This window comes from Bacillus cereus group sp. BfR-BA-01381 (assembly GCF_022663555.1).
GTDB classification, from domain to species: Bacteria; Bacillota; Bacilli; order Bacillales; family Bacillaceae_G; genus Bacillus_A; species Bacillus_A pacificus.
The window spans coordinates 11,919-36,805 of record NZ_JAKUFR010000017.1 but is presented as its reverse complement, the minus strand read 5'-3'; the positions used below and the strand labels follow the sequence as shown (position 1 = coordinate 36,805).

The window sequence follows — 24,887 nt, the reverse complement described above, 5'->3', positions numbered from 1 at the left end:
AGAATCCCTCCTTTACTATGGAAACGGATGCGGATGTGGATTTAATTGTTCATTTGTTAAAGGCTCAGCGCTATATCCAAGCGTCATCGGTACGGTATACACTCTATCCAGTCCTGTAACCCGAGTAAGATGGTGACCGAACGTCATCGGTAGCATGCCTGGAATAATGACTTTTACACAATGTAATCCGTTTTTTTCTATAAGAGGTACGGTTTGATCTACAATGATTACTTCAAGTCCAGATTGCCCTAGACGGTTTAAAAGTTGATGAAGATCGGATGTTAAATCAAGATCAAATGATTGTAACCTGTTCATTTCTTGGAACGTTTGCATCGGGGCATCGTCACGTAAAAGAAAGTGGAGACGTTCTTCTGCTTCTTTCAATCCGTACAGCATACTGTGGTCTCCCATTTGGCTAACGAGATAAGGGTCTTGTAAGCAGTTTTCGTAGTGCTCTCTTTTTTGTTCAAGCTCATCGTCTGTTATAAGTAACATGCCTGCTATTTCGTGAATGGCACTCTTTAAAGCGCGGACGGGATCCAAATGAGAGCCTCCAGCACAAACAACGTTCATTCCATGTTCACGCGTATTTTTCGCAATTACCCATAAGCTTGGAATACCATGTTCCATCGTTGCGTTAAAAGCATATAACTCATACCCAGTAATCGTGTACAGCCGCTGGATCATTAATTGTAATTCTGTATCGTTTGCTGAACTAAGATCAAGGCGCGGAAGAGGTAACTCAGCATACCAAGTGAGCAAAAAGGCGTCACGCTCTACAACTTCTAAAATACCGTGAAAAATTGCTTCTTCCAAACTACCACCAATGGCACAGCCATTTGATGTTTCATATACGTAAGCATCTCGATGACCGAGGCTATAATAAGCGATTGATTCAGGAACTAAAATTGGCCGGTTTTGTGACAATGAATATCCCCATACCCAGTTTTGTTCATAGTCAGGGTCAAACGGTTTAAATGGAAAACCATCACGATTATAGTGTTCATTTGTATGTACACCGAGCGTAAGGGGATTTAGTGCATAATCCTTTAAATCATGAAAACTACCATGCACATTTGTCTTTTTTCCTCGAGGTGACATACCACAATATCGTTCTAAACCTTCTAAAATGGCAGTTGCTTCACTTATTGCAAATGAAAGAGTTCGGCCTGCAACCCCTTCATTTCCAAACATTAATGGCATGTTTATAATAACGTCAGCAAATGGTAGTAAAGAATGTTGCATTTTTCCGTTCAACATACCGACTCGGTAATCTAAATAGTCCTTCGTTAAAAAAGTGTTTAGTTCATGAATGGAACGACAGCGATATGTTGCATCATTTGTTTTTAAGCTCGGTTGTAATGAAATCACTGCTGCATCTGCCGTGTCATCAGGTAAATTGCTACATACGGGGCAGAGCGGATCTGGAAGAAAAGAATGACGTGTACATTGCAGTGTTTGTAAGTTTAGTAAAATGAGTTCATTTTCTAAAGAAGAATGAGTATGAGTTAATATTTTCTCTGTTTCTGCGCAAATAAGATGGCACATTTGCAGAATGCCATTTTGGGTGGCACGTACATCACGCCTTGTTACGTTTTCTTCCTTTACCGCATATTTTCGTTGTAGCTCCCACATTTCTTTTTGATCAAATCCAGCGATAAAGCGTCGTCCATCGGCACAATGAGTACATCCCGCTGCAAGAGGATGAATATAAGGACCGATAACCCCTTCACCAAATGAAGTAAAACCACGTAGCCACGGAATATGATTTGACCGGAAAGTTAGCTCAGCGTCATGATGAATCGTAGAAGGAGAGCCGTCGTGTAATACGAGAGCGAGGTCGATATTTTCAGGGATTTCGTCTGCAATTGTATGTTGGCGAATGATGGAATATTGTTTGCATAATTGATCATGTACATAGTCTGCAAGAAGGCCATCTCCTATAAGTAATATATTTTGAGTCATAGACTATCCTCCTTTGCAATTAAAACCCCGTACACACCATCTAAGTTTTCTTTCAAAAATGATTCAATTGCCAAATCAAATACAAATGGATAGAAATTATGTTCTTCTAAATGTTGTAAGGCGAGCTGTACTGATTGCGTACTTGGAATTTCTTCTTCCTCTTGTATTTCTAATCTAAAAGAATCAGTATCATATAAAATGATAGAGGATTCAGGCAAAATATTAGTTCTGTAAGGAGTCTCTTCATTTTGATTGTGGAGAAGTGATAGTTGTAGTGCGTTTCGTAACGCTAACGTCGTATTAATATTAGATGCACCGTACCAATGATTATTTATACCGACCCAAACGACTGGAAAGCTGAGAATCTCTTCACCCATTGCGATTTTTGGTGTTTCATGAATTGTAGCGAGGGCATCGTAATAAAATCTACAATGTTTATCATGAATTTCAGTTAAGTCGACCGTCGTAATTTCTTCTAGCGTGTGTGACTGTCGCTCATACAATTTGTGATTCAAATGTTGTTGTAATGCCCGGTATACACCCTCTGTCATCGTTTCTCCAGCGCCAATACCGATATCGTTATGTTCAGGGATAAGGCGGTGTATAATTTCTGCTACATAGGTTTCAATTCCTGTTAAACCAGCTTCTCGGCGCGCTTCGTTATGAGTCAAACCAGCGCAAGTCATAAGAGGCAGGAGGGAAGCTGGACCATCTGATAGCGGTGTAGCTACTTGAATATTGCATTGTGATAATGGTAATTGATATAAATCTTGTTCATCCCATACATGGAATATACCAGCTTCTTTAGAAGTTAATGAATCGAAAAAACGGAATAATTCAGTTGAAGTATGTTGGCTAGACCGATGCTCAAGTTGTTCAGAAAGGTCTTCTAGCGTATCAATTGTAAAACTTTCATCAGTTGCGAGAGGATGTTTTATAAAAGGATGCCATGCTCCTTCGAGTGTTTCATAATTTAATAAAAAGAATTGAGGTTCTTTTTCTCGGTAAGAATCATTAGCAACGTGCTTAAATAATTCAAAAACGATTATATTTGCTAGCATTGCAGATGTAATAGGAGAGAAGGCGGCTGATGAATTTTCATTTTGTAAAGTCGTTTCATGTAGCCGATGCCATGCGGATTCCCAGCATTCTTCACGATTAGCCATTACGACAGGACCAGCTATACCAAGTGTTGATAAACAGACGGCTGGTATGAAGTTCTTTCCTACTTCTTTGCAAATCGTGTGAGCTGCTCTTAGGCCATCAATATCTCCATTTTGAGAAACGTACAAAATCCAGTCGAAAGGCTCGAACACTTCATGCAGAGGACGATCAATTGTCGTATCTATTTCTTGAACAAGTACAGTATCATCCACTTCATGTGCAAGTTCTATTAGCTCATGAATGCGGTCGTAATTCGTTTCTTCATAATCTGTCACAAGGTAATGAAAGGTAGGTAATCCGGATTCTAATAAAGAAGAAACTAAGGAAGTAAGCATATCTCCAGAACCAATTATAAGGACATTCGCTTTGCGGTACGTTTCGAATTTTAATGCGCCTGAGTGAGAATCTGCTTCTAGAAATTCAATTTGTGAAGCGTATCTATCAAGTAATGCGCTGTTTAATTCGTGAGGTGCGTCTTGACTTACATCACGGACAAATCCATTTGTATATAAAATCTCTCCAATTTCAAGTACACGATTTTGATAGGGAAGAGGGAGACCATCCGTTATTTCTGCTAAAGAATAATTACCGTTAAACATCGGCATTAATTTTTCAATCCAATTATAAATTCCATCACCGTCCATACGAAATGAACTGGCGTTATTTCGAAAATAGACACCCCCGTTTGAGTCGGGGAGGAAGAAGGTATCCTTATTTGCTTTCAATTTTGCATGAATTGGAAGGTTACTCATTTTAATCCTCCTTACGTTATAGGCATACATTATTAGTTTATGTCATGCGATTTGTCCCGTATGAACGCAAAAAAGGCTGTAGAATGATTATTCTACAGCCTTTATATAATAGATTATTAATCTATCAACCTTCTAATAATAATGATTTTGGATCTTCAAGCATATCTTTAACAGCAACAAGGAAGCTAACTGCTTCTTTACCATCAACAATACGGTGATCGTAAGATAAAGCGATGTACATCATTGGACGGTTTTCCATACGTTCTGCATCAATTGCAACAGGACGTACTTGGATTTTGTGCATTCCTAAAATACCAACTTGTGGACTGTTTAGGATCGGTGTTGACATTAGAGAACCGAACACACCACCGTTTGTAATTGTGAATGTACCACCTTGTAGTTCTTTTAATGAAAGTTTGTTGTCACGTGCTTTTTTACCTAATTCACGAATTTCGCTTTCGATTTCAGCGAAGTTTAATTGGTTCGCATCGCGTACAACTGGAACAACTAATCCATCTGGAGCTGCTACTGCAATACCGATATCATAGAATTTTTTAATGATAAGCTCGTCACCTTGAATTTCAGCATTTAATAATGGGAATTGTTTTAATGCTGCAACAACTGCTTTTGTGAAGAATGACATGAAACCAAGACGTACATCATGTTTTTTCTCGAAAGCATCTTTACGCTCTTTACGTAATTCCATGATTGCAGTCATATCAACTTCGTTAAATGTTGTTAACATTGCAGATGTTTGTTGAACTTCTACAAGGCGTTTTGCAATTGTTTGACGGCGGCGGGACATTTTCACGCGCTCAACTGGTTTTTCAAATTCAGTTTTTGCAACTGGAGCAGGAGCTGGACTTTTTGGAGCAGCTGGTGCTTCTTTTGGTGCTGCAGCATGAGCTTGTACATCGTGTGGTCTCACACGTCCAAGTGGATCTGTGCTACGTACGTCGTTTAAGTCGATTCCTAATTCACGAGCCATTTTTCTAGCAGCTGGTGATGCGATAGGACGGTTTGTATTTGGTAAACCTTGTAAAGTTGCAGTTTGTTCAGCACTTGGTGCCGCAACTTTTGGTGCTTCAGCTGTTTCTTGTTTTGGTTGCTCAGCAGCCGGTGCAGGTGTACTTACTGCAACTGGTGCTCCGTTTGCATCTAAAATTGCGATAGTTGCGCCAACTTCAACTGTATCCCCAGGTTCGCCTAGTAACTTCGATACAATACCTGAATCTTCTGCAATGATTTCTACATTGACTTTATCAGTTTCAAGCTCAACAACGCTGCCACCTTTCTCAACTTTGTCGCCTACGTTGATAAGCCATTGTGAGATAGTTCCTTCAGTAATAGATTCTGCAAGCTCAGGTACTTTAATTTCGATCATTTTAAATGTCCTCCCCTTATTTGCCTAACGGTGTGTTTTTTCTTCTTTTGTCTTCGGTAATCTCCATTTGTTAGCCGCCCCCCTGGGCAGAATATCTGCCCAGGGAAACAAGCTAGAAACCTTCATTGTTACTTTTTAGTTGCTGTAAACTTCAATTTCTTGTTTATCTTGACGGAAGTTATACTTCACATCTAAAGCGTGTGCAACAATTAGTTCTTGCTCAGCTTTGTGAGCGAATGGATCGCCGCCAGATGGGCTAGAGCGATCTGGGCGTCCGATGTAACCTGTTTTCACTTTATCTCTAGCTAGTTCGAACAGAATTGGAGCCATGTAATGCCATGCGCCCATATTACGAGGTTCTTCTTGAACCCAAATAATTTCTTCTAAGTTTTTAAAGCGTTTAATAATAGATTGAACTTTCTCAGCAGGGAATGGGTACAGTTGCTCAATACGAACGACATGAACTTCATCTAAGTTGTACTCATGTTTACCAGACTCAATTTCTGCAGCTAAGTCAATCGCCATTTTACCTGTGCTTAAAACAAGACGTTTTACTTTGTTTGGTTTTGTACCAAGGTTTTCTTGTTCTAAAGCAGGTTGGAAACGTCCTTCGCTTAACTGACTAGCAGTTGAAAGCGTAAGTGGGTGACGTAATAAACTCTTTGGCGTCATCAATACTAATGGTCGAACAGCTTCTGTTCCTAAGATAGATGCTTGACGACGTAAAATATGGAAGTATTGTGCCGCGCTCGTTAAGTTTGCAACTGTCCAGTTGTTTTCAGCAGCTAACTGTAAGAAACGTTCAGGACGCGCACTAGAGTGCTCTGGTCCTTGACCTTCATAACCGTGTGGTAATAGAAGAACTAAACCAGATTTTTGACCCCATTTCGCTCTTCCAGCTGAAACATATTGATCAAATAATGCTTGCGCAGTATTTGAGAAGTCACCATATTGCGCTTCCCACATAACAAGTGTTTCAGGTGCGAATACGTTATAACCATACTCGTAACCAACAACAGCAGCTTCTGATAACGGACTGTTATGAACAGAGAATGAAGCGTTGATGTTTGGTAAGCGATGTAATGGTGAATATGTTTCATTTGTATCCGTATCGTGTAATACGATGTGACGATGCGCGAATGTACCACGCTGTGAATCTTGACCAGTTAAACGAATTGGCGTACCTTCTTGTAAAATAGAAGCGAATGCTAATGACTCAGCAAGTGCCCATTCAATTTTACCGTTCTCTTCAAGAGCATCTTTACGGCGCTCAAGAATTTTCTTCACTTTCGGATATACGTTAAAGCCTTCTGGCCAAGAGAGTAGACCTTCATTAATTGCACGAAGTGAGTCAAGCTCAACACCAGTATCAATTGGCTGAATACCTTTTGCAACAACATCTGGCACTTTAACGTGAATTGTTGCATCGCTCGTATCAGCTGGTGGTACTTGTGCATAGTCAGATTTTAATTGCTCTTGTATAAACTGTGTAATTGTTTCAATTTCATCTGCATTTAGAACACCAGCAGCTTGTAATTGGTCTGCATAAATTGCTCTTACAGTTGGGTGATTTTTAATCTTTTTGTACACTTGTGGTTGTGTAACTGCTGGGTCATCCATTTCGTTATGACCGTAGCGGCGGTAACCAATTAAATCGATTAAGAAATCTTTTTTGAACAACATGCGATATTGAATTGCAAGATTAGCAGCAGCAAGACAAGCTTCTGGATCATCAGCATTGACGTGAACAATCGGGATATCGAAACCTTTTGCAAGGTCACTTGAATATTTCGTAGAACGAGAATCATAGCTATCAGTCGTAAAACCAACTGCATTGTTTGCGATAACATGAATTGTTCCGCCTGTTTGGTACGCGTTTAATCTGCTTAAGTTGAGTGTCTCAGATACAATACCTTGACCAGGGAATGCAGCATCACCGTGAACTAAAATTACGAATGATTTTGAAGTATCTTGTTCTGGAAGACCAGATTTTTTACGATTTTCTTGAGCCGCACGTGCGAAACCTTCTACAACAGGATTAACGAACTCAAGGTGACTTGGGTTATTTGCTAATGTAACGCGAGTGCTAACTTCCTCGTTACTAACGACTTGTTCTCTACCTAAATGGTATTTCACATCGCCAGTCCAGCCAGAATTTGCTACTGCGCCTTCTATTTTTGCATGTTTGAACTCGGCAAACATGTGACTATATGGTTTTTCTAATACGTGTGCAAGTACGCTTAGACGACCGCGGTGAGCCATACCGATCATGACATCTTCTACGCCGTTTTTAGCACCTTCTAGCACAATTTCATCTAGAACAGGTACAAGCATATCAACGCCCTCGATAGAGAAACGCTTTTGCCCAACGAATGTTTTATGCAAGAATTGCTCGAAACCTTCAACAGCTGTTAAACGTTTTAAAAGAGCAGTTCGTTTTTTATTTGATAGTGGTTGACGCAATGAATTTGATTCCACCATTTGATGCAACCACGCGCGTTCTTCACTATCTTGTATATGAGAAAATTCATAAGCTAAAGTTTGTGTATACACTTCTTTTAATCTATGAATTACATCAAGTGCAGTGTGAATACCTTCTGGTGCATCTTGCCATACTGTTTTTGCTGGAATCGCTTTCAAATCAGCATCGCTCAGTTCGTTCATTGCTTTCTCAAGAAGAGATTGTCCATTTGCAGCATCTTCCATCGGATTGATGTGAGCCAACGTATGCCCGAAAGAACGAATCTGTTCAACAAGTTGAACGACTTTAAGAATTTTTTCAATGTTACCTGTGTTTTGAGGAGAAAAATGTGTTGCTGTGTTGTCCCCTGTTACGACATCATCTTGAAACGAAGGAGCTCCAAAAATTTCAAAAAGCTCTTGTAATTCCGGATCAACAGAACCTGCTCCAGTTACGTAAAGATCATACTGTTCAATAACATAACCAAGGTTCGGACCGTGGAACTTGGCCCAAGGGTTTGTCGTTGTATTCTTCCTCGTCATTTGTTTAAACCTCCCAATGCATATAATCCTTTTTCCATACAAAAAGGTGCATTTTGCTCTTTTCAATAATTGATGAACCAATAATCAATGTAAATGTTTTTCTTTACTCTTATGTTATTACAATAATTTACATAATACCAAACACTATTACTTATCTGTTTTGTAAAAAAACATTCACAATAACTTATCACCCAAGTTAATCTTTCATGTTATAAAGTAATTTTACAGAAAAATAGGGTGGATATATTTGGTATACCTATACAAATAACTAAAATTGTTGCATGTAAATATAAGTATAATAGTTAGAATGTTTCGATAAAAATAAGTTCGAATTATGTATATTGAAATAATAAGCGCTTTCATTGATATTATACAACAATATAACGGAATATAGTATAAAAAATAAAAAATTATGAATTTATCGTAAACTTTATTTAGATAGTGTTAAATATTGAAAGGAAAGTGAAGGATTTCTACAAAAAAAGTTGCTAAACATAAAAAATGCTTCATAAACAGTTAGTTTCTATAAATATGACGAAAAACAGCGTAAAACCAATAACGTATCTCGTGGAATAAAGGGATAAATGAAATATTTTAAAAGGATAAAACAAATATGGAGATATTAAATTTTAAAAAAAGAGAGGTGGAGATATAGTAACAGTTATTTACATTGTTCCATGTTTCATTACAAAATAGACGTGCTGAAATTGAAAAAGTTTCTTCTATATAAATAGCGTGAATAATAATTAAAATGAATGTAAAGGAAACTTGACGTAAAGTTTGCTTTACGTATATACTCGCTATAAGGGAGGAGGGAGAAATTTCCTTGGAAAATAAAATGGTCGAATACCGAAAAAAATTTGGACTATCTCAAGAAAAATTGGCTGAGAAACTTGGCGTTTCCAGACAAACCATCATTTCAATTGAAAAAGGAAAATACGATCCGTCACTTCCGTTAGCATTTGAAATAGCAAAAACATTTCAGACAACGATAGAACATGTATTTATTTATGAAGGAAAAGAAGGGGAGGAGTAAAGATGAATTATTCACAAAAGTACTTCGTAATTATGGGGATTATTTTTCTATTTATGAGTGGATTTATGATACTAACAGGTATAATGACGCATTCTGCACCACCAACTCCAACTTATACAGTGCTTGCGATGATGATTATGTGTTTTTGCTTAAGCTACTTACATCCGCAATTTAAAGAAAAAGACGAGCGGATGAAATTAATTCGTTATAAAGGCATGTTCTTCAGCTTTTTTGCATTAACAGCGTATTATCTTCTTTTCTCTATTGGCTTAAACTTAAATGTTATTACACTATCTGCAGTTGAACTACTGAACATACTTATGGCACTTACGATGAGTACCGTCTTTATCTCGTTTGTTGTTTTGGCAAAAAGATATTAAGATGGAATAGAGAAAGGAAGATTAACATATGCAAATGATGTATGCTTTTGGCATTGGACTTGTATTATTTTTAGCCGTATTCTTATTTATTCGGAAAGACGTGCAAGGCGGGACGTTAACGAAAAGAGGCTTTTATAAAATGATCGGCTGTTTAGTTGTTATGTTTATAGCGATTATCGTAATGATCGTTTTAATAAATCAGTCACTATAGAAGGAACCTTACTTGAGTAAGGTTTTTCTTTTTGTTGTAAAATCTGAACATTCCTTCGAAATCTATTTAATACATATAATGGATATTATATAATTTAATAAAATGATAGATAGAGAGCATATTATATGAATAAAAAAACTATCTTCTTTTTATTAACATTTCTATTACTTGTAGCTAGTACTACTTATATAATATGTAACAAACGAGAACAAGTGCCACCTATGTTAGTATGGGAGGATCAAGAATACTATGTTACGAATGAACCTGCCAAAGCAGAAGAAGTTGGGAAAAGGCTAGGAGAAGTAACAAGGAAAATTGAAACAAGTGAAAAACCTATTAAAAATAGTGAATCCAACATATTAAGCGAAAAAACAGAAGTATTCACAATGATAGAAGAAGGTTCATTGATAAAAGGTGAATATGAAATTTCAAAAGGAACAAAGCTTACTTTTAAAGGGGGAAATGGCTCCTTAGAGACCAGTGTTCCAATGGACGAAAAGACATTTATTAGTGATGTTGCAGGAGGGGGGAGTAGTAGGATTTAAAGTTGGTGCTTCTCTTTTTGAGGACTCAATAGAAAAAGAAATAAATAGCAGTTTGGCAGAAAAAGCAACAGTTACACAAAAGTTTGCAGATGCATCTGCTGTTGTTGGAATAGATGAGTATACTTTTCAGTTAGGAGCGGAAGTTACAGAACAGAAATATGAAGTTTTATTTGAAAAAATTGATATTCCAGACTTTATCCCATTTTTTAAGGATCATGATTTAACAGTTCGTCTAGAATATGGATTTAGTACTGGAGGGGCTAAAATACACCTCGGTCAAGAGAGGGGTGCATACTTTGGTAAAGCTCATGGCGGAGGTTTTTTTGCTAAATTTGAGAAGAATACAAAGGAGTAGTATGATGATAAAAATTGCGAGAATCGTAATGATGATAGCAATTGTAATTGTAATCATTGCAGGGCTAATAGCTCCATTTTCATTAAAAGAAAAGATGGTACATACATTCGGCATGCTCGTTTATGGTGCAATCGGGTTGGGTGGACTTACTTTAATAGACTACATTATTAAAAAGAAAAGAAAAGGAGAATAACTATGAAACTTTTACCAATCGGAACAGTTGTGAAGCTAGAAGATATAGAGCAATTTGTGATGATTATTGGAAGAATGGTTACTTCAGCGGATAAGCGTGAGTTCGATTATATAGGTGTTCCTTATCCAGTGAGCTATCTAGGTGATGAAAAAGTATTATGTTTTAATCATGATAAAATTGTAGAGGAAATGCATAGAGGGTATATGACTGAGAGTGAATTGGTCCTACGTGAGAAATTAGTAGAATTGTAAAAAAAACGTAAATCTTAAAGATATGATAGGAGAAACAAAATGGGGGAGATAATGAGAATTATTGTAATCATTGGTATTCTTATTCCTCCAGCGTTACTGTGGAGTGCACCTGATATCCCTCTAAATGTTAAACTTCTGTTTACAGGTTTACAACTAACTGTAGGATTCATCGCAGTAGTAGTATTAGAGGTAATATTTAGAAATCGAAAAAAGAAGAGGGCAAAATAGATATAAATTGTATAGAATGACAGATGAAAATATTGATAGCTAATCTTCTCAATAAAAGAAATTAACAGAAGCAGGGAGAAATCCTTGCTTTATTTTTGTATAGAATTATTAAGTAGAGTATCGTTAAATTAGGATATCTGAGGGGGATAGGGATCTGAGTTAAAGAAACAGTAGTCTTAAGAGTTATCTCACTGATTTCAATGAGTGTAAAAACTATAATTTTAATTACTATACAAACTTAAGTAGCATTTTCTTTTCAGCCCTTTCTTAGTTTTATGGAAACAAAAAGAGGACTCCCCCTGAGCCAGCTAGTTTGCTGACTAGAAGTAGTCCTCTGTTAACTTGTGGTGTCTGATGAAGACTTCCACAGTTTTAGCTTTTGAGAATACCCTCTCAATCCTTGATACTATTAGGTTTTATGACCCCGGAGAGGCTCGAACTCACGACCTCCACCCTGTCAAGATAAGAAACGTATGTTTTACGTTTTGGAAATATCGAGCGGAAAGGTAGTTGTATCAAGGGTTTATAAGGTGTTCTATACTTTCTTATGCAAATTATGTAACGTAGAAAAATGAAATTTCTTGACCAGAATCTTGACCGGTTTTTATGCATTTAGATTATTTATCCTGTAAAGTAATTAAACGGAAATATTTGTTATAATTATCGTTGTACAATAATTTTAACAGATAGGTGGTAATTATATGAATGAAGTAAATATTAAGCTATTAGTAGAAGGAATAAAAGCTCTTAAGACGTTAAATGATTTGAGCAAATCATTTGAAAAGGAAAAAGTAAACGAAAAAGATATTACTAATTATTATAGACCATTATATGTTGAAATATATAATTTGAAAAAATGGTTAGATAGCGGTAATATTCAAAGTTTTAACTTTAATGTTGAAGAAATAATGAGTCCAGTTGGAAAAGACTCGGTACTCCCAAAAGAGTTAAGAAATAATGCGGCTAAATGGAGAATACTAGAACTAACTGTAAGTTGTGATAAGTCAAATTATAGAACTTTGACTTCTACATGCGTTGGATTAATTAGAGGTATTGCAAAGGAAAAAGGGATCAATATACCCGAAGAAGTTTTCCAGAGTAAAGAAGCTATTAAAGCTATTGATACTATAATTATCAATTTACTTAAGGATACTGATAGGAATTATCTAGATATGAAAAATACGATAAATGAATTTTGTAGGGAAAGTATAGGGAGTGAAATTTTAATGAATAATTCAAAGGAATTAACCCTTTTTGAACTTAATAGATTACGAGAAGATCTATCAAATGAAATTAGTAGCGAAATTGATAAAGTGAAATCTAATAAGGAAGCTTTATTAAGTTTACTTACAAACTTATTGAAAAAGAAAAAAAACGAGACTTCTCCTGTAAAAGAACAATTAATGTTTGTTGATAATCAGCTACAAGAGTATATAAAACTCCGTAGAGAATTAAAGAGTACGGTACATAAGTTAGAAGAGGACTTGTATAATTTTATCAGAAATTATGAGGGGACTAAAGAATAAAAGTTGGTTATATTAATAGTACAAAAATAGAAGTTTGAATTTCAAAAACTAGAGGTTCCTTTTTTAGGGATTTTTGCTTTAAGTTGATTTAAAAAGGTTATGTAAAGTTTATAATTGATTTTTTATAAATACAAACTATTGTTGGTTAAATTTAGAGATGAAAGGAATGGAAGAATTGTCAAGTGGCTACATAAATTCAAGAAGGTTTGAAGGAAGTATGGGTAAGTGGATGAGGAGTATTGATGAAAGGGAAGAAGAAGAAGCAATTCAAAGAGAAGAGTTTAAAAAAGTTATGATGGAAATGGGGTATCCACCACCCGATACCATGTTCCCAAATGAAATGGCCATGGTTATTGAATATAGAAAAAAAGGCAAGGAAAATATTCGTAAGGAATTTGATGAATATATAGACAATGTATATAGAAAACAAGATTTAGAACAAATGAGAGACGGGTGGATTTCAGCGGAATGGTGTAAGGAGAGATGGGGAATTTTAGCTGATGCGATGGATGCATATTTTTTAGAGAAATATAGTTTAATAATCCCTGTACTTATAATTCAAGCTGAGGGAATTATTGCACAAGCAAAAGGACATACAGGACAAATGAGTGGAAAACAATTACAGGGGCATATTGAAGAAATTTTAGGAGATAAGTCTATTAAGTCTTTTGATGATGCTATAACTAAATTTTACAAGGATACGGTATTGGCAAAATTTGCACATGGAGATCTGATTGATTCTTTTTTGAGTAGGCATGCTATCCTACATGGTGCTGATGTCGATTACCCTACTAAACAAAATGCTTTAAAAACAATATTATTATTTGATTATTTGTTTGATAAAATAAATAATCTATATTCTAAATAAAGGGAAAAGAGAAATCGCTATTAATGATTTCTCTTTTCTTTTAAAAATAGAAAAAACTTTAGTAATTGAGCATAGATATCTTAGAGTTCTGGAAAGTTATGATGTATCTATTACAGAGGAATTGGAAGAGACAGATAAATATGAATATATTACAAAGAACGGTATCATAAGTAAATAAGCTTTTAAACTGAGCTAATAGAATTCAAAATCTACTAGCTTATTTTCATCTCCTATAAACCAATATTTGGTTTATACTAAAGGGAAATAATGATTTTTTTAATCGGGGGAGGTATAAATTTGCCTATTAGCTTTTTGGATAAAAATTTTGGGAACACTTTTTTTTCATTATTAGAGTCAACTGAGAAACAGATTCGAATAATTTCACCATTTATAGGCTATAAGACAGCAACGGCATTAGTTAACTTTATTGAAGAAACTGGATATGATATAGAGTGCGTATTAATAACGCGTTTTGATAGAGAAGATTTTATTAAAGGTGTTAGCAGCCTTGCTGGTTTAGAACGACTTATTAAGGTTGGAGTAAAAGCCTATGCTTTACAGGATCTGCATACTAAGCTATATATATTCGACGAAGAGTCTGTGATTATGGGATCAGCTAATTTTACCTTTAATGGATTCTATAGAAATCATGAATTTGGAATATTCATGGAAAAAGAACCGGAGTTTTCTACGGAATGTAATAACTATTTTAATGGTTTGCTTACTGATATTAAAAGCTCCGGTGACTGGGAAGTAACTATAGAACGCATTGAAAAAGAAAAACCTTATTGTGATGATGCAGTAACAGGAAGAGCAGCTTCACAGAAAAAGCCAAGGAAAAACGAATTACCAGTAATAATACACCCAAATATAGTTAAATGGGGAGCTGAAATTGATTTACAGGAACCTCATCAATTGAATAATAAAGATGAAAAGGATATTTTAGAAAAAATTCTTCAAGAAGAGGATGAAGAGCAAATTCAAGAACGAAACACTGGTATTTGGTTGAAGTTTGAGGGGAATAGTGAAAATCGTATTCCAAATCACTTAACTTATTTTGAGAGAAGAAAAACGGAACATCGGAACCGTACATTTTTTCCAAAATCACCATCAGGAATAAAAGAAGGCCAATTATTGTTTATGACCATGGTAAGCACTGATAAACATAACAATGGAACACCAATAATTGTAGGTTATGTAATAACAGCTGGTTTTAATGAAAAAAACATTGTAGAGGAAACTGCACCATTTAATCAAAGCGATAGAAAAAGATATCCTTATTACGTTGAACTCAAGAGTGGACGTTTTTTAAATGCCCCTATTAAAGAAGGGATTACTTTAAGAGAGCTTGCTCGTGAGCTCCAGGGAGGATTGTATCCTAACCCCAAGTCTAATTTTAATGAGATTATTTATACACATAGACAAAAATCACATCTTCAAATAACAGAAAGGGCACATGACTATATCATGCAGCGTTTAGAATCGTTATTTAAAGTGCATGGTTATGATGAGCTTTGAAGATAATATTAGACTACATTTATAGGAGGAATATCATGAAGCTTAAAAGTTTAAAAGTTGAAAATTTCAGGAATTTCGAAGAGGTTGAAATTAAACTGACGAACCAAAATGTTATATTTGGTATGAATGATGTTGGTAAAACTAACCTTATGTATGCACTCAGGTTTTTATTGGACAGAGAAATACGTAAAAATGGTTTTAAAGAAACAGATTACTTTAAAAATGATACTAGTAAGGTAATCACTATAACCTTAGGTGTTGAAATAGCAGACCGAGATACTAACGATGATTCAAAGCATATTATTGCGAAAGTTGGTGGAGCGAGATCGGGAACAGGAAGTGAATTAGATGTTTTTTTCTTTCAAATAAAGGGTGCTTATGATGAAAGTGAAAATATTGGAGTACCGAAAATTTATTGGGGAAATAAACTTGATGAATTAGAAGAATTGGCGCAAAGTGGTATCTTTAGTCCTTTAGACAGCTTGTTTAAAATAGTTTATCTAGATCCAACGATTGATTTAGATAAAACCTTTTCAAAAAATAGAAAACAGTTATTTGATCAAACAAAGTTAGATGAATCTGATATAGCTATCTCTAACGAAATCAAGAGTTTAGGGATGCAGCTAAATGATAAGATTAGTAGTATGGAAGTTATTCAATCTTTTCAAACGACTATTACCAAGGAATATAAAAAGCTGAAAAAGGAAGATATCTCTATTGAAATGAAATCGGAGTTGTCGATTAATGGATATTTTGGGAATTTGATTCCTTATATAAAGAGAGATAATGATGAAAATATTTATCCTACTTCGGGAGATGGAAGAAAAAAAATCTTAGCATATTCTATCTTTAACCATCTTATTCAAGAGCAGGAAGGTAATAAAATCATTATCTATTTAATAGAAGAACCTGAGAATAGTTTACATAGGTCGATGCAAATAGCTTTATCAAAACAATTGTTTGAATCTGAAGTTTATACTTATTTCTTTTTATCAACTCATTCACCAGAGTTATTATACGAAATGGATAATGCTTCACTTATACGCATTTATTCTAAAAATAAAACCAACTGTGAATCGTACATCTATCATGTAGAGGATAACTATAAGAACGTAAAAAAAGAATTAAATAGATCTCTAGCCACCGCATTATTTGCAGATAAAGTACTTTTAGTAGAAGGGCCATCTGAAAAAGTATTATTTGAAAAAATTCTAGAAGAAGTTCATCCTACTTACGAATTAGATGGGGGGTATTTGTTAGATGTTAATGGTATAAATTTTGAACCATATGTAAAAGTATTAAAAGGATTAAATATAACTCCTATTGTAAAAACGGACAATGATTTAAAGGCTAAAAAAGGACAACCTAAAAATTTTGATTTAATTGGCATTAATAGGTGTATAAAACTTATGAATGGGACCCCTAAAGAAAGTGTTGAGATAGATTATTTTGTTATTAATGATAAAGGAAAGGAAGTAGAAAACGTTAAGTTGAAAAGGGAGCTAATTTTTGCTGAAAAAAACCGGATTTTTAAGGAAAATGCAAAAGAAATACAAAACTTAAAAGAGAATAATATCTTTTTATCCAAAATTGATTTAGAACATGATCTTTATGATGTAATTGGAGAGCGATTAGAGGAGATTCTTGGGAAATCACCGATTAAATACCTTCAAAATCATAAGTTATTAAATATGATTGAATTGACACAGGAACTGAATAGCAAAGATTGCAAAGCTATTATTAATCATGAGTTATTTAAGGCCTTAAGAGAGTTGGTGTCAGATGTTAGTTGATCAAAAGCAGAGAGATGATATTTTAGAGGATAATGATAGCATTGTGGTTTCAGCAAGTGCTGGATCTGGAAAAACTACTATAATGGTCAAGAAGATGGGAATTGAAATGGAAAAAATCAAAGACCATAGAACGATAGCAGCCGTCACTTTTACTGTGAAAGCTACAGGAGAGATAAAAAAGAAGGCTGGAAACCAAATTAAAACCCCTTTTGTAGTTATGACAAATGATTCGTTTATTGAGAATGAAATTATAAGACCTTTTATTATTGATGCATACGGTAAGGATTACAGAAAGGATTACTCCGTCGAGTATGGAAGTCGCTATAAATTCGAGGACTTTGCAACGGGATTAGAACAGTTAAAAACAGATAACATTTTAGGTAGTTTTGAGGACAATAAACGTAACTTTAACTTTAGGCTTGCTTTTAATATTCTTGAAAAATCTATAGCTGCGCAAGAATATATGAAATCGAAGTATGCAACAATCTTTATTGATGAATATCAGGATTCTGATTATGATATGCATCGCTTCTTTATGAAATTAAAAAATGATTTGAATATCAAACTATTTATTGTGGGTGACTCAAAACAAGCCATTTACTTATGGCGAGGGGCGATGAGCAATATCTTTGATCTATTGAAAGAAGAAAGTTTCAACTACTATGAACTTGTAACTAATTTCCGTTGTGATAAAGAAATAGAGAATTACGCTAATCTTTTTCATAATCCGAAATATTTTACTGTTCCAAACAAAGTCGTAGAAAATGTAGTTTTTAAAGAATACAATTCTTTTAATAGTTTCTATGAGAGAAGTAGTTTTAGTGGCTTTGGAGATGTATTTAATGCCTTAATTAAAGATAACGTAATAGATCTTAATAAAGAAATAACTATTATTGCAAATTTTAATAAGGATGCAATTAAAATAACAGATTTATTGAATGCAGCTGGATATAATTTTGTATTTATCCCTAAAACCCCTATCGATGAAGGATTACCTAACGGTTATTTATTAAAAGAACTAGCTTTATATACTAAGAATTCAACGTATTCTATTTATGATTTTATAGAAAGAACCGATATTGATGAAAGAAAGCAAACTAGAATTGAGATTAATAGTATAATAAGTTGTTTAAAGAAGGCTGAATATATAATACCTGAAAAGATATCAATAGTAATAAAAAAATTAGGGGACTACTTAGGAATATTATTTACAGAAGAGGAAATTATAAAATTCTGTGAAAGTATGTGTAATAGCGACTATGATATGGCTTTTCGACTAACAGAGGAGAAATATAAAGTAATGACAGTGTTTGCTTCAAAAGGATTAGAATTTGAACAAGTACTAAGTTTTGCTCGATATTATAAAATATATCGAGATGAAAATGTACAAAATCATTATGTGTGTGTGACAAGAGCAAAGAATAAGTTTTTGATGTTTATTGACAATGAAGATTACTACAATCATGTGGTAGATGTAGCAACTGCAAATGGTATAACAGGTATTGCTAAATTAGCAAGATTTGAAGAAGATGAGAAGAAGCTTCAACATTCTATCTAAACAACTTACGATCTTATAAGCTGTTTTTCATCATTCTACAACATTTCTATGTTTTGTCACATAACTCTAGACATGCTGAGTGCGTTTCATAGTTAGTATTAAAAGAAGAAGTAAGGAACCAATTACGGTTCCTTACTTTTATAAATTGATGAAAATAGTAATAAAAAATAAAAGAAACTTTGAACTAAGTAAGACAAATGTAAATATTAGAATATGGAGGAGGCTTACAAGACTTTATTAAAGGTTTTTAATGGAAAACGAACCCTTATAAGTCGGGATTCGTTTCCCCTAAAAATTAATATTCGAATTACCTTAAATAGGTTGGATCCATATTAAGCCTGTTCTATTTTTAGAGTGTACTTGATACAAACATGAAACCAGATACTAACTATCTTGTATCATTTAAAAGAGAAATAAGTATTCTAATCCCTCTGTTACGATGCTCCATAAATTCTTCCTTTGACATATCTATTTCATCAAGACCAATAATTGCTTTTCGAATATCCTTAGCAGTGGCAAAATCAACACCATCTTTATGAGCAACTTTATTTCTATATTTTGCGACATCATCAATATGCTTTAAAATGGGTAAACTTGAGTCATCTACAGTATCAAAGGGTGATCCATCAGATTTTTGGTTTTTAATTATTCTATACGAATGCATTACTTCCCCTTTAAACTTAGATTCAAAATAGTCTATAGAGACTCTATAGTACTGTCTATCGGCTAGAATGTTTCTTAATTTTCCTAATGAGAAGAATGCCTTATTATTTGGATCCAATATATTTTGAACTTTATAGGGTACATGTTTATTATTTTCGATACAATAATTCCTAAATTCAAAAATGAAGAATTTATATAAAACATGTTCTAGTGCTTTTGTAAAAGGTAATGCAGGTGATGAATACTCTAGATTTCTTACTTCCAATTTATTTGGATATTTTTTGATTGTACTTTCTGTATCTTCGAACTGTTTAAATAATATTTCTCCTATAATCAGTTGATTTTTTGTATAATCATCCAACAATCCCCATAAATCGATATCACCTTGTCAAATTTTAGTTTAAGCTCTTTCTCCACTTCTCTAACGTTTTCGTATTTTAAATCTTTAATTTTACTTTCTACAATACAATCAATTTCTTCCAATAACTCTTTTAATTCAATTTCAAATTCCTCTGAATCTTTATCTAGATTTTCTATTCTATCTATAAATTTTTCTCTAACTTTCTTTATCTCTAAAGAGGTAACCTTAGATTTTAATTTTTCAATCTCTAATTCTAGAGAATCTAAATAAATCTCTTGAGGTAAATCACGATACATTATACACTTCTCTTCTTGATCTAGTAATTCTTCTCTAAATTCTTTCCCAAAAGGCATTCTCGCAATATCTGTTTTTAAACTACTTAATAAGCTTAATAATTCTAAGACTTCATGGTGCTTAAACTGATAGATCTTATCACTAGAATTTTGTTTAATTATCTCCTCAAATTTTGCCTTTTTTTTAGAAAATTCCTTTTCTAATTCCGAAATAACCTCTTCTTTACTTAGTTTTTGATTTATATGTTGAAATAAATACCCGAAGCTGACTTCCTTGTATGCTTTGGTGTTTAATGAATTCGCTATCCATTTTAATATTTCTACCAGAAAAGCTTTAGCTTCATTAAAAATATCCTTCCAGACTGGTTCATACCGGTATCTTCTAAGGAACTCCCTAAGTCTATCTATACAAAAGTATAGCGAGTACTCATTTTCTGCATTATAAGCTATCTCTATAATCTTTATGGGATTAGTATTATAAGGATTATCAAAATTGCGCATCAGAGGTAACAATTTATCTACCATTTTAAGTTCATACACTGTATCGGTTAATATTCTTATCAACCCACTTTGAGCCTGTTTTTGGTTTGGTTTTCTAACATCAAAATAACGTAAAAGCAAAGGAGTCAATTCATCTAAAATAAACTTATTTTTTTGAATGAATTCTTGAGAATCGCTGTGACGCTTTGGGTTTAGTGAGCGAATAAAAAATTTCAGCACATCTGGCATAAACTTTTTTCGGTGTGGGTAAATAAAGTTCTTTTGTGATTGTTCAATAATCCATGAAAATAGATAGTACCTAAAGTTGACTGAGAATTGTGAACTATGATCCTGAATGGTAATAAGCGATTGACCTGCAGCAGCATAGTCTAATTTATTAAGTTTATTCTTATACTCTTTGATGTCATTCAATAAGTAAAAAAATTCGTTGCCTATTCGGTTATCGCTATTTGCTATTTCTTCTTCAGAAAGAGAATCAATATCTTTGTTATATTTCAACATCAATGAAACCTTGTTAGAAAAGTCATATCGCTCTTTAGAATAAGCTGTATGATAAGGAGAAATGGGCAAGATAGGGTTATCTATGGAAATATTAGTAGCATTAATTAAAGGAAAACAATCAATTAAGGTATTAATTGCTTCTTTAAAACAGTTTTGATGCCAAAAATTCTGAAATTTGTTCAACTTCTCATTTGTATGTGTAAAGTATTTCATCTATTTTCTCCTTTAACAATTCAAAGAAATTATTATTCAATGAGTATGTAGTATTTCTTGTTTTAATTTTATAAATTATTTAATGGATTAACAATTGTTTTACAGTAAAGTGTATTTTGATAATATATGAAACATAATGTCATGATTAATAAATTAGGATCTATATAATATTGTTAACTTCGTTTTCTATTTGGTAATAAAGATAGTAGTTTTCAATTGTAAGACGGGAATTTATTATACAGAAGATAACAAGTATACGGTAAACTTCAACTTAATAAATATATATTATTTATATGAATTAATACAAGAAGGGTTGCTTTTCCAATGAAGAGTAACCCTTTTCTTATGATTGGAGGAGTAAAAAGTGATATATCGTGAGATTAGATCAGGCAAGCAAGGAGTATTAGAATCATCTGTTTGTATGAATCAACCAGCAAAACGAGTCGACATCGTAAAACTAAAAATGGTAAAAGAGAGCAGTCTTCTTTACAAAGAAAGAAGAGTGAAATCTCCCGAAGATGCAAGTTTGTTGTTTAAGCAATTTCTAGATGGGGCTGATCGAGAGTATTTTATTGTGCTTTGTCTTGATATTAAAAATCAACCTACTGCTATCAACGTTTGTCATATTGGTAGTTTAAATTATAGTATTGTACATCCACGTGAGGTGCTGAAACCAGCAATTATTTCAAATGCTGCTTCAGTTATTGTTGCACATAATCATCCTAGTAATGATCCCACTCCAAGCAGAGAAGATCTTGAAGTTACAAAACGACTCATTGAAGCAGGAAAAGTTGTAGGTATAGATGTGTTAGACCATCTTATTATTTGTGAGGAGAGTTTTATTTCACTCAAAGAAAAAGGGCATATGTAAGAAGAAATATAATTTGCCTATGTCATTTAAATAAAAGGAGGAAGGACATATATGTTTGATGTAAATCAGAGGCGTTATGCTACAAAAGCGGTACAGAATATAATTCCATTCGAATTACAACAATTTTTATGGCTTATTATTGATTGTCGAAAAGCTGCTGGAGATCAATTGGATTACTTACAAGTATTTGAGTTGGAATCAAATCAGGAATATCAACTTGTTTGTAATACACAGGAGTATCCGCCTTTGCAATTGGAATACAAATTTAAGTTGAGTTCTAAGGGAGGGATTAATTGTAAAGTGTGGTTAGTGGATAGTGAAGAATATGCAACTATGCTTTTACCATCAGATTACTAAATAAGGAATAACATTGAAAGTAGAGGTGAAAAGGATGAGTTCTAAATCTGGTGAGATCATACTTGAAGTGATTAAAGTTATTATACAAATAGTTGGTAAGAAAGATAAGTGATTAAAATTACATTTTATATAGAAGAGATTGAAATAATTCTTTTTATTTATGTGCTTCTAGGTGTCTTCGTGAGTGGCAGGATGATTTTATTTAGAAAAGAAAGATTGTATTGAAATATAGTTATTAACTGCTAAGAGCTTATAAAGTAAATAAGAAATAAATGTAAGTAGAAATACTAAAACGATAATATTTTGTTCATAGATAGACTACAGAAGGAGCAGTTAACAAATAACTTGTTCCTTTCTTTTTTTGAGTCATTATTCTCTATAAAAAATTACAAAATTACAAGATTACATATTACAATATGGAACTTTATCTAGAAAGATAAATATAATTTTATTATGATAATTATGTGTATTTCTTATTTATCTGGTTTTTTCATTCCTGTTGTAATGTTGTTTACATAGTAATTAAATTTTATTGGGGAGTTTGAAATGGACACTATAAAAACAAAAAAGCTATACAACAATTTAGAAAGTAAAAGACTCGAGCGAAATGAAAGAGAAGCAATTTTTGAGATTAGTAAAGAGTTTAAACGTATTTTTAAAAAGCATAAAGTCAATATGTCGATAAGGTGGAATCTTGATATTACAGGTCCTAACGATCAGGTGATTAATAATTTTTTTATATACCCAACTCATAAGATATACTATTCAAGTGGTAGAGAGGAAAAAGAAGTAGGACTAAGAATTCGAATTATAAAATTAAATGAACGCTTGTATGATATTTTTGACATCGATTTACGAACAGAAGTGTTAGAGAAAACAGATTGGTTGGCTTCGAGTATGCTTGAGAAGCAGTTTAGGTTAAAGGCTAATAGCAATTTTATAAAAAAATACGATAAATACCTTCTTGTTATGCGTGAATATGCAGAAACAAAATTAAAGAAAAAATCGAAAATTATATACACAGATCAAACGGGATGGATAAAATGTAGTGGTAAATGGGGATATGTTCCTGTTATGAATTCTTGTAGTAACGGTATTATATATGATGAGAATTTGTTATCTAAGTACAAACTAAAGATGAATAAGGATATATTACCAGAAAAAGCTTTTCAAGATACGATGGCTATGATAGATATTACGGATAAGAAGATAACAATACCTTTGCTAGCATATACATTTCTTTCTGTAGTAACAAGCTTAATTCAATATAGCGAGTCAAACTTAAATAAGTTCTGTATATGTATTACGGGAAATAATGGTGACTTAAGTCGGATTGAACTTGCGAATCTTTTTTGTAATTTATATGATAGACAGCCGAATATAAAAAGTGTTAATGCGGCATTTCATTCTAATGGACCTTGCAGCATTGAAGAATTGCGAAGTATGTCATCCAAAATTCGCGATGGTGTTTTTATTATAAATACTGAGAAACCGAATCAAAAAATATCCATGGCCCGAAAGTTATTACATAATTATAATAATGAGAATATGCTTCTCTTGTTAAATGAAGATGAAATCAATCAAGATTTTACTTTGAATTTGAATATAAGCGATATTCAGGTTGATACATCATTATTAAACAAGGCTAAATTAAATTCTGAATCGTTTACAATGTGTGTAGCTCATTTTATTAATTTTTTTACTGAAATTTTTAGTGATATAAAAAAAAGAAAGAATATTAGAGAGGAATTGGTTGAACTTTATAAAGATTACCAAAACCTTTTTAATAAAGATGATGTAGAATATGATATAAACAAAATACACATGGATTCACTTTTATTAGTTGGTTTCAATTTGTTACTAAATTACGGAAGTAGTATTGAAGTAATAGATGATAAAATGATAGAGCATTATCAAGAAGATGCTTTACAAGTTTTTAAACATAAAAGTACAACTATTATTTCAGTGGATACAGAACGTACAAAAGCTAAACATATTTATTTTGTTGAAAATTTACTTCAATTGCTAGAAAATAACGAACCTCAGGATAAAAACGATAGTTCACTTGATCACTCTAGTAGTGTGGGTTGGTTTGAAAGTGAAGAGATTTTATATATTCCAAACAATATTTTTAAAAGAATTGAAGAGTTGCCAAATGATAATCAACAAAAAATTAGTTCTTTAAAAATGAGAAAAGAAATTTATGAGGAACTATATAAAAATAGAGTTATATTGCAACCAGATCCTGATAAAGAAATGAAAAAAATTCAAGTTAGTACCATAGAGAAAACGATAAATGTAGCTAAGTCTTCTATAAAGGCTTTTAGACTGGATTGGGCAAGAGCGAAAGAATACATAAAAGAACAGAAAGAAAAATAAAAAAGTACACGTTTTTTA

Annotated in this window: 21 protein-coding genes and 1 pseudogene; 16 read left to right on the top strand and 6 right to left on the bottom strand. The window is 33.2% G+C overall.

Features of this window, described 5'->3' with window-relative positions:
- Positions 1-15: 15 nt before the first annotated feature.
- The 4 genes from MR079_RS08535 to odhA form a co-directional block, all read right to left on the bottom strand.
- On the bottom strand, positions 16-1,965 hold the full coding sequence (locus MR079_RS08535) for a TOMM precursor leader peptide-binding protein (protein ID WP_242293866.1): 1,950 nt from the start codon (positions 1,963-1,965) through the stop codon (positions 16-18).
- Complete coding sequence (locus MR079_RS08530) at positions 1,962-3,881, bottom strand: putative thiazole-containing bacteriocin maturation protein (protein ID WP_242293865.1); 1,920 nt, start codon at positions 3,879-3,881, stop codon at positions 1,962-1,964. The genes MR079_RS08535 and MR079_RS08530 overlap by 4 nt, the downstream gene beginning before the upstream one ends.
- Before the next feature lie 124 nt (positions 3,882-4,005).
- Positions 4,006-5,265 (bottom strand): 2-oxoglutarate dehydrogenase complex dihydrolipoyllysine-residue succinyltransferase, encoded by a 1,260-nt coding sequence (odhB, locus tag MR079_RS08525; protein WP_242293864.1) that lies wholly within the window; start codon positions 5,263-5,265, stop codon positions 4,006-4,008.
- A 135-nt stretch (positions 5,266-5,400) separates the two neighbouring features.
- Positions 5,401-8,268, bottom strand: a complete 2,868-nt coding sequence (gene odhA, locus MR079_RS08520; protein WP_242293863.1) for a 2-oxoglutarate dehydrogenase E1 component — start codon at positions 8,266-8,268, stop codon at positions 5,401-5,403.
- An 826-nt stretch (positions 8,269-9,094) separates the two neighbouring features.
- Here odhA and MR079_RS08515 point away from each other — a divergent pair.
- The 13 genes and pseudogenes from MR079_RS08515 to MR079_RS08455 all read left to right on the top strand — a co-directional run bounded on the left by MR079_RS08515 (position 9,095) and on the right by MR079_RS08455 (position 18,730).
- The gene (locus MR079_RS08515) at positions 9,095-9,304 is read left to right on the top strand and encodes a helix-turn-helix transcriptional regulator (protein ID WP_000428510.1); all 210 of its coding nucleotides are present in this window, start codon (positions 9,095-9,097) and stop codon (positions 9,302-9,304) included.
- 2 nt (positions 9,305-9,306) lie between these two features.
- Positions 9,307-9,684 (top strand): hypothetical protein, encoded by a 378-nt coding sequence (locus MR079_RS08510; RefSeq protein ID WP_001109914.1) that lies wholly within the window; start codon positions 9,307-9,309, stop codon positions 9,682-9,684.
- Between the two features lie 28 nt (positions 9,685-9,712).
- Positions 9,713-9,895 carry a DUF3976 domain-containing protein gene (locus MR079_RS08505; protein ID WP_001178300.1) on the top strand — a complete coding sequence of 61 codons (183 nt, stop codon included), beginning with the start codon at positions 9,713-9,715 and terminating at the stop codon, positions 9,893-9,895.
- Between the two features lie 125 nt (positions 9,896-10,020).
- Positions 10,021-10,293 (top strand): annotated as a pseudogene (locus MR079_RS08500) (hypothetical protein); the annotation flags it as partial.
- 112 nt (positions 10,294-10,405) lie between these two features.
- Positions 10,406-10,795: a hypothetical protein gene (locus MR079_RS08495; RefSeq protein ID WP_167496999.1), complete on the top strand. Its 390-nt coding sequence runs from the start codon at positions 10,406-10,408 to the stop codon at positions 10,793-10,795.
- Positions 10,796-10,799: 4 nt separating this feature from the next.
- Positions 10,800-10,988, top strand: coding sequence for a hypothetical protein (locus MR079_RS08490; protein WP_000589990.1), 189 nt, complete (start codon positions 10,800-10,802; stop codon positions 10,986-10,988).
- A gap of 2 nt (positions 10,989-10,990) precedes the next feature.
- The gene (locus MR079_RS08485; protein WP_087994546.1) at positions 10,991-11,239 is read left to right on the top strand and encodes a DUF4176 domain-containing protein; all 249 of its coding nucleotides are present in this window, start codon (positions 10,991-10,993) and stop codon (positions 11,237-11,239) included.
- Positions 11,240-11,278: 39 nt separating this feature from the next.
- Positions 11,279-11,467: a hypothetical protein gene (locus tag MR079_RS08480; RefSeq protein WP_242293862.1), complete on the top strand. Its 189-nt coding sequence runs from the start codon at positions 11,279-11,281 to the stop codon at positions 11,465-11,467.
- A gap of 701 nt (positions 11,468-12,168) precedes the next feature.
- Positions 12,169-12,993, top strand: coding sequence for a hypothetical protein (locus MR079_RS08475; RefSeq protein ID WP_242293861.1), 825 nt, complete (start codon positions 12,169-12,171; stop codon positions 12,991-12,993).
- Positions 12,994-13,159: 166 nt separating this feature from the next.
- Positions 13,160-13,861 carry a hypothetical protein gene (locus tag MR079_RS08470; protein WP_242293860.1) on the top strand — a complete coding sequence of 234 codons (702 nt, stop codon included), beginning with the start codon at positions 13,160-13,162 and terminating at the stop codon, positions 13,859-13,861.
- A 297-nt stretch (positions 13,862-14,158) separates the two neighbouring features.
- The gene (locus tag MR079_RS08465) at positions 14,159-15,379 is read left to right on the top strand and encodes a phospholipase D family protein (protein ID WP_242293859.1); all 1,221 of its coding nucleotides are present in this window, start codon (positions 14,159-14,161) and stop codon (positions 15,377-15,379) included.
- Between the two features lie 35 nt (positions 15,380-15,414).
- Positions 15,415-17,172, top strand: coding sequence for an ATP-dependent nuclease (locus MR079_RS08460; protein WP_242293858.1), 1,758 nt, complete (start codon positions 15,415-15,417; stop codon positions 17,170-17,172).
- On the top strand, positions 17,162-18,730 hold the full coding sequence (locus MR079_RS08455; RefSeq protein ID WP_242293857.1) for a UvrD-helicase domain-containing protein: 1,569 nt from the start codon (positions 17,162-17,164) through the stop codon (positions 18,728-18,730). Before MR079_RS08460 ends, MR079_RS08455 begins: the two co-directional genes overlap by 11 nt.
- A 388-nt stretch (positions 18,731-19,118) precedes the next feature.
- Here the strand turns inward: MR079_RS08455 and MR079_RS08450 are convergent, their stop codons facing one another.
- Positions 19,119-19,754, bottom strand: coding sequence for a hypothetical protein (locus tag MR079_RS08450; RefSeq protein ID WP_242293856.1), 636 nt, complete (start codon positions 19,752-19,754; stop codon positions 19,119-19,121).
- On the bottom strand, positions 19,727-21,262 hold the full coding sequence (locus MR079_RS08445) for a hypothetical protein (protein WP_242293855.1): 1,536 nt from the start codon (positions 21,260-21,262) through the stop codon (positions 19,727-19,729). The genes MR079_RS08450 and MR079_RS08445 overlap by 28 nt, the downstream gene beginning before the upstream one ends.
- A gap of 364 nt (positions 21,263-21,626) precedes the next feature.
- Here MR079_RS08445 and MR079_RS08440 point away from each other — a divergent pair, with 364 nt between their 5' ends.
- From MR079_RS08440 to MR079_RS08430, 3 genes are all read left to right on the top strand, one after another.
- Positions 21,627-22,133, top strand: coding sequence for a JAB domain-containing protein (locus MR079_RS08440; RefSeq protein ID WP_242293854.1), 507 nt, complete (start codon positions 21,627-21,629; stop codon positions 22,131-22,133).
- Between the two features lie 51 nt (positions 22,134-22,184).
- On the top strand, positions 22,185-22,490 hold the full coding sequence (locus MR079_RS08435; RefSeq protein ID WP_242293853.1) for a DUF960 family protein: 306 nt from the start codon (positions 22,185-22,187) through the stop codon (positions 22,488-22,490).
- A 546-nt stretch (positions 22,491-23,036) separates the two neighbouring features.
- Positions 23,037-24,869: a hypothetical protein gene (locus tag MR079_RS08430; protein ID WP_242293852.1), complete on the top strand. Its 1,833-nt coding sequence runs from the start codon at positions 23,037-23,039 to the stop codon at positions 24,867-24,869.
- Positions 24,870-24,887: the final 18 nt, after the last annotated feature.

What these genes read in the sequence shown, in the direction of transcription:
- MR079_RS08535 (WP_242293866.1), bottom strand. Translation starts at nt 1,965, where the DNA reads ATGACTCAAAATATATTACTTATAGGAGATGGCCTTCTTGCAGACTAT.
- MR079_RS08530 (WP_242293865.1), bottom strand. Translation starts at nt 3,881, where the DNA reads ATGAGTAACCTTCCAATTCATGCAAAATTGAAAGCAAATAAGGATACC.
- odhB (WP_242293864.1), bottom strand. Translation starts at nt 5,265, where the DNA reads ATGATCGAAATTAAAGTACCTGAGCTTGCAGAATCTATTACTGAAGGA.
- odhA (WP_242293863.1), bottom strand. Translation starts at nt 8,268, where the DNA reads ATGACGAGGAAGAATACAACGACAAACCCTTGGGCCAAGTTCCACGGT.
- MR079_RS08510 (WP_001109914.1), top strand. Translation starts at nt 9,307, where the DNA reads ATGAATTATTCACAAAAGTACTTCGTAATTATGGGGATTATTTTTCTA.
- MR079_RS08505 (WP_001178300.1), top strand. Translation starts at nt 9,713, where the DNA reads ATGCAAATGATGTATGCTTTTGGCATTGGACTTGTATTATTTTTAGCC.
- MR079_RS08490 (WP_000589990.1), top strand. Translation starts at nt 10,800, where the DNA reads ATGATAAAAATTGCGAGAATCGTAATGATGATAGCAATTGTAATTGTA.
- MR079_RS08485 (WP_087994546.1), top strand. Translation starts at nt 10,991, where the DNA reads ATGAAACTTTTACCAATCGGAACAGTTGTGAAGCTAGAAGATATAGAG.
- MR079_RS08480 (WP_242293862.1), top strand. Translation starts at nt 11,279, where the DNA reads ATGGGGGAGATAATGAGAATTATTGTAATCATTGGTATTCTTATTCCT.
- MR079_RS08475 (WP_242293861.1), top strand. Translation starts at nt 12,169, where the DNA reads ATGAATGAAGTAAATATTAAGCTATTAGTAGAAGGAATAAAAGCTCTT.
- MR079_RS08470 (WP_242293860.1), top strand. Translation starts at nt 13,160, where the DNA reads ATGGAAGAATTGTCAAGTGGCTACATAAATTCAAGAAGGTTTGAAGGA.
- MR079_RS08460 (WP_242293858.1), top strand. Translation starts at nt 15,415, where the DNA reads ATGAAGCTTAAAAGTTTAAAAGTTGAAAATTTCAGGAATTTCGAAGAG.
- MR079_RS08455 (WP_242293857.1), top strand. Translation starts at nt 17,162, where the DNA reads ATGTTAGTTGATCAAAAGCAGAGAGATGATATTTTAGAGGATAATGAT.
- MR079_RS08445 (WP_242293855.1), bottom strand. Translation starts at nt 21,262, where the DNA reads ATGAAATACTTTACACATACAAATGAGAAGTTGAACAAATTTCAGAAT.
- MR079_RS08435 (WP_242293853.1), top strand. Translation starts at nt 22,185, where the DNA reads ATGTTTGATGTAAATCAGAGGCGTTATGCTACAAAAGCGGTACAGAAT.
- MR079_RS08430 (WP_242293852.1), top strand. Translation starts at nt 23,037, where the DNA reads ATGGACACTATAAAAACAAAAAAGCTATACAACAATTTAGAAAGTAAA.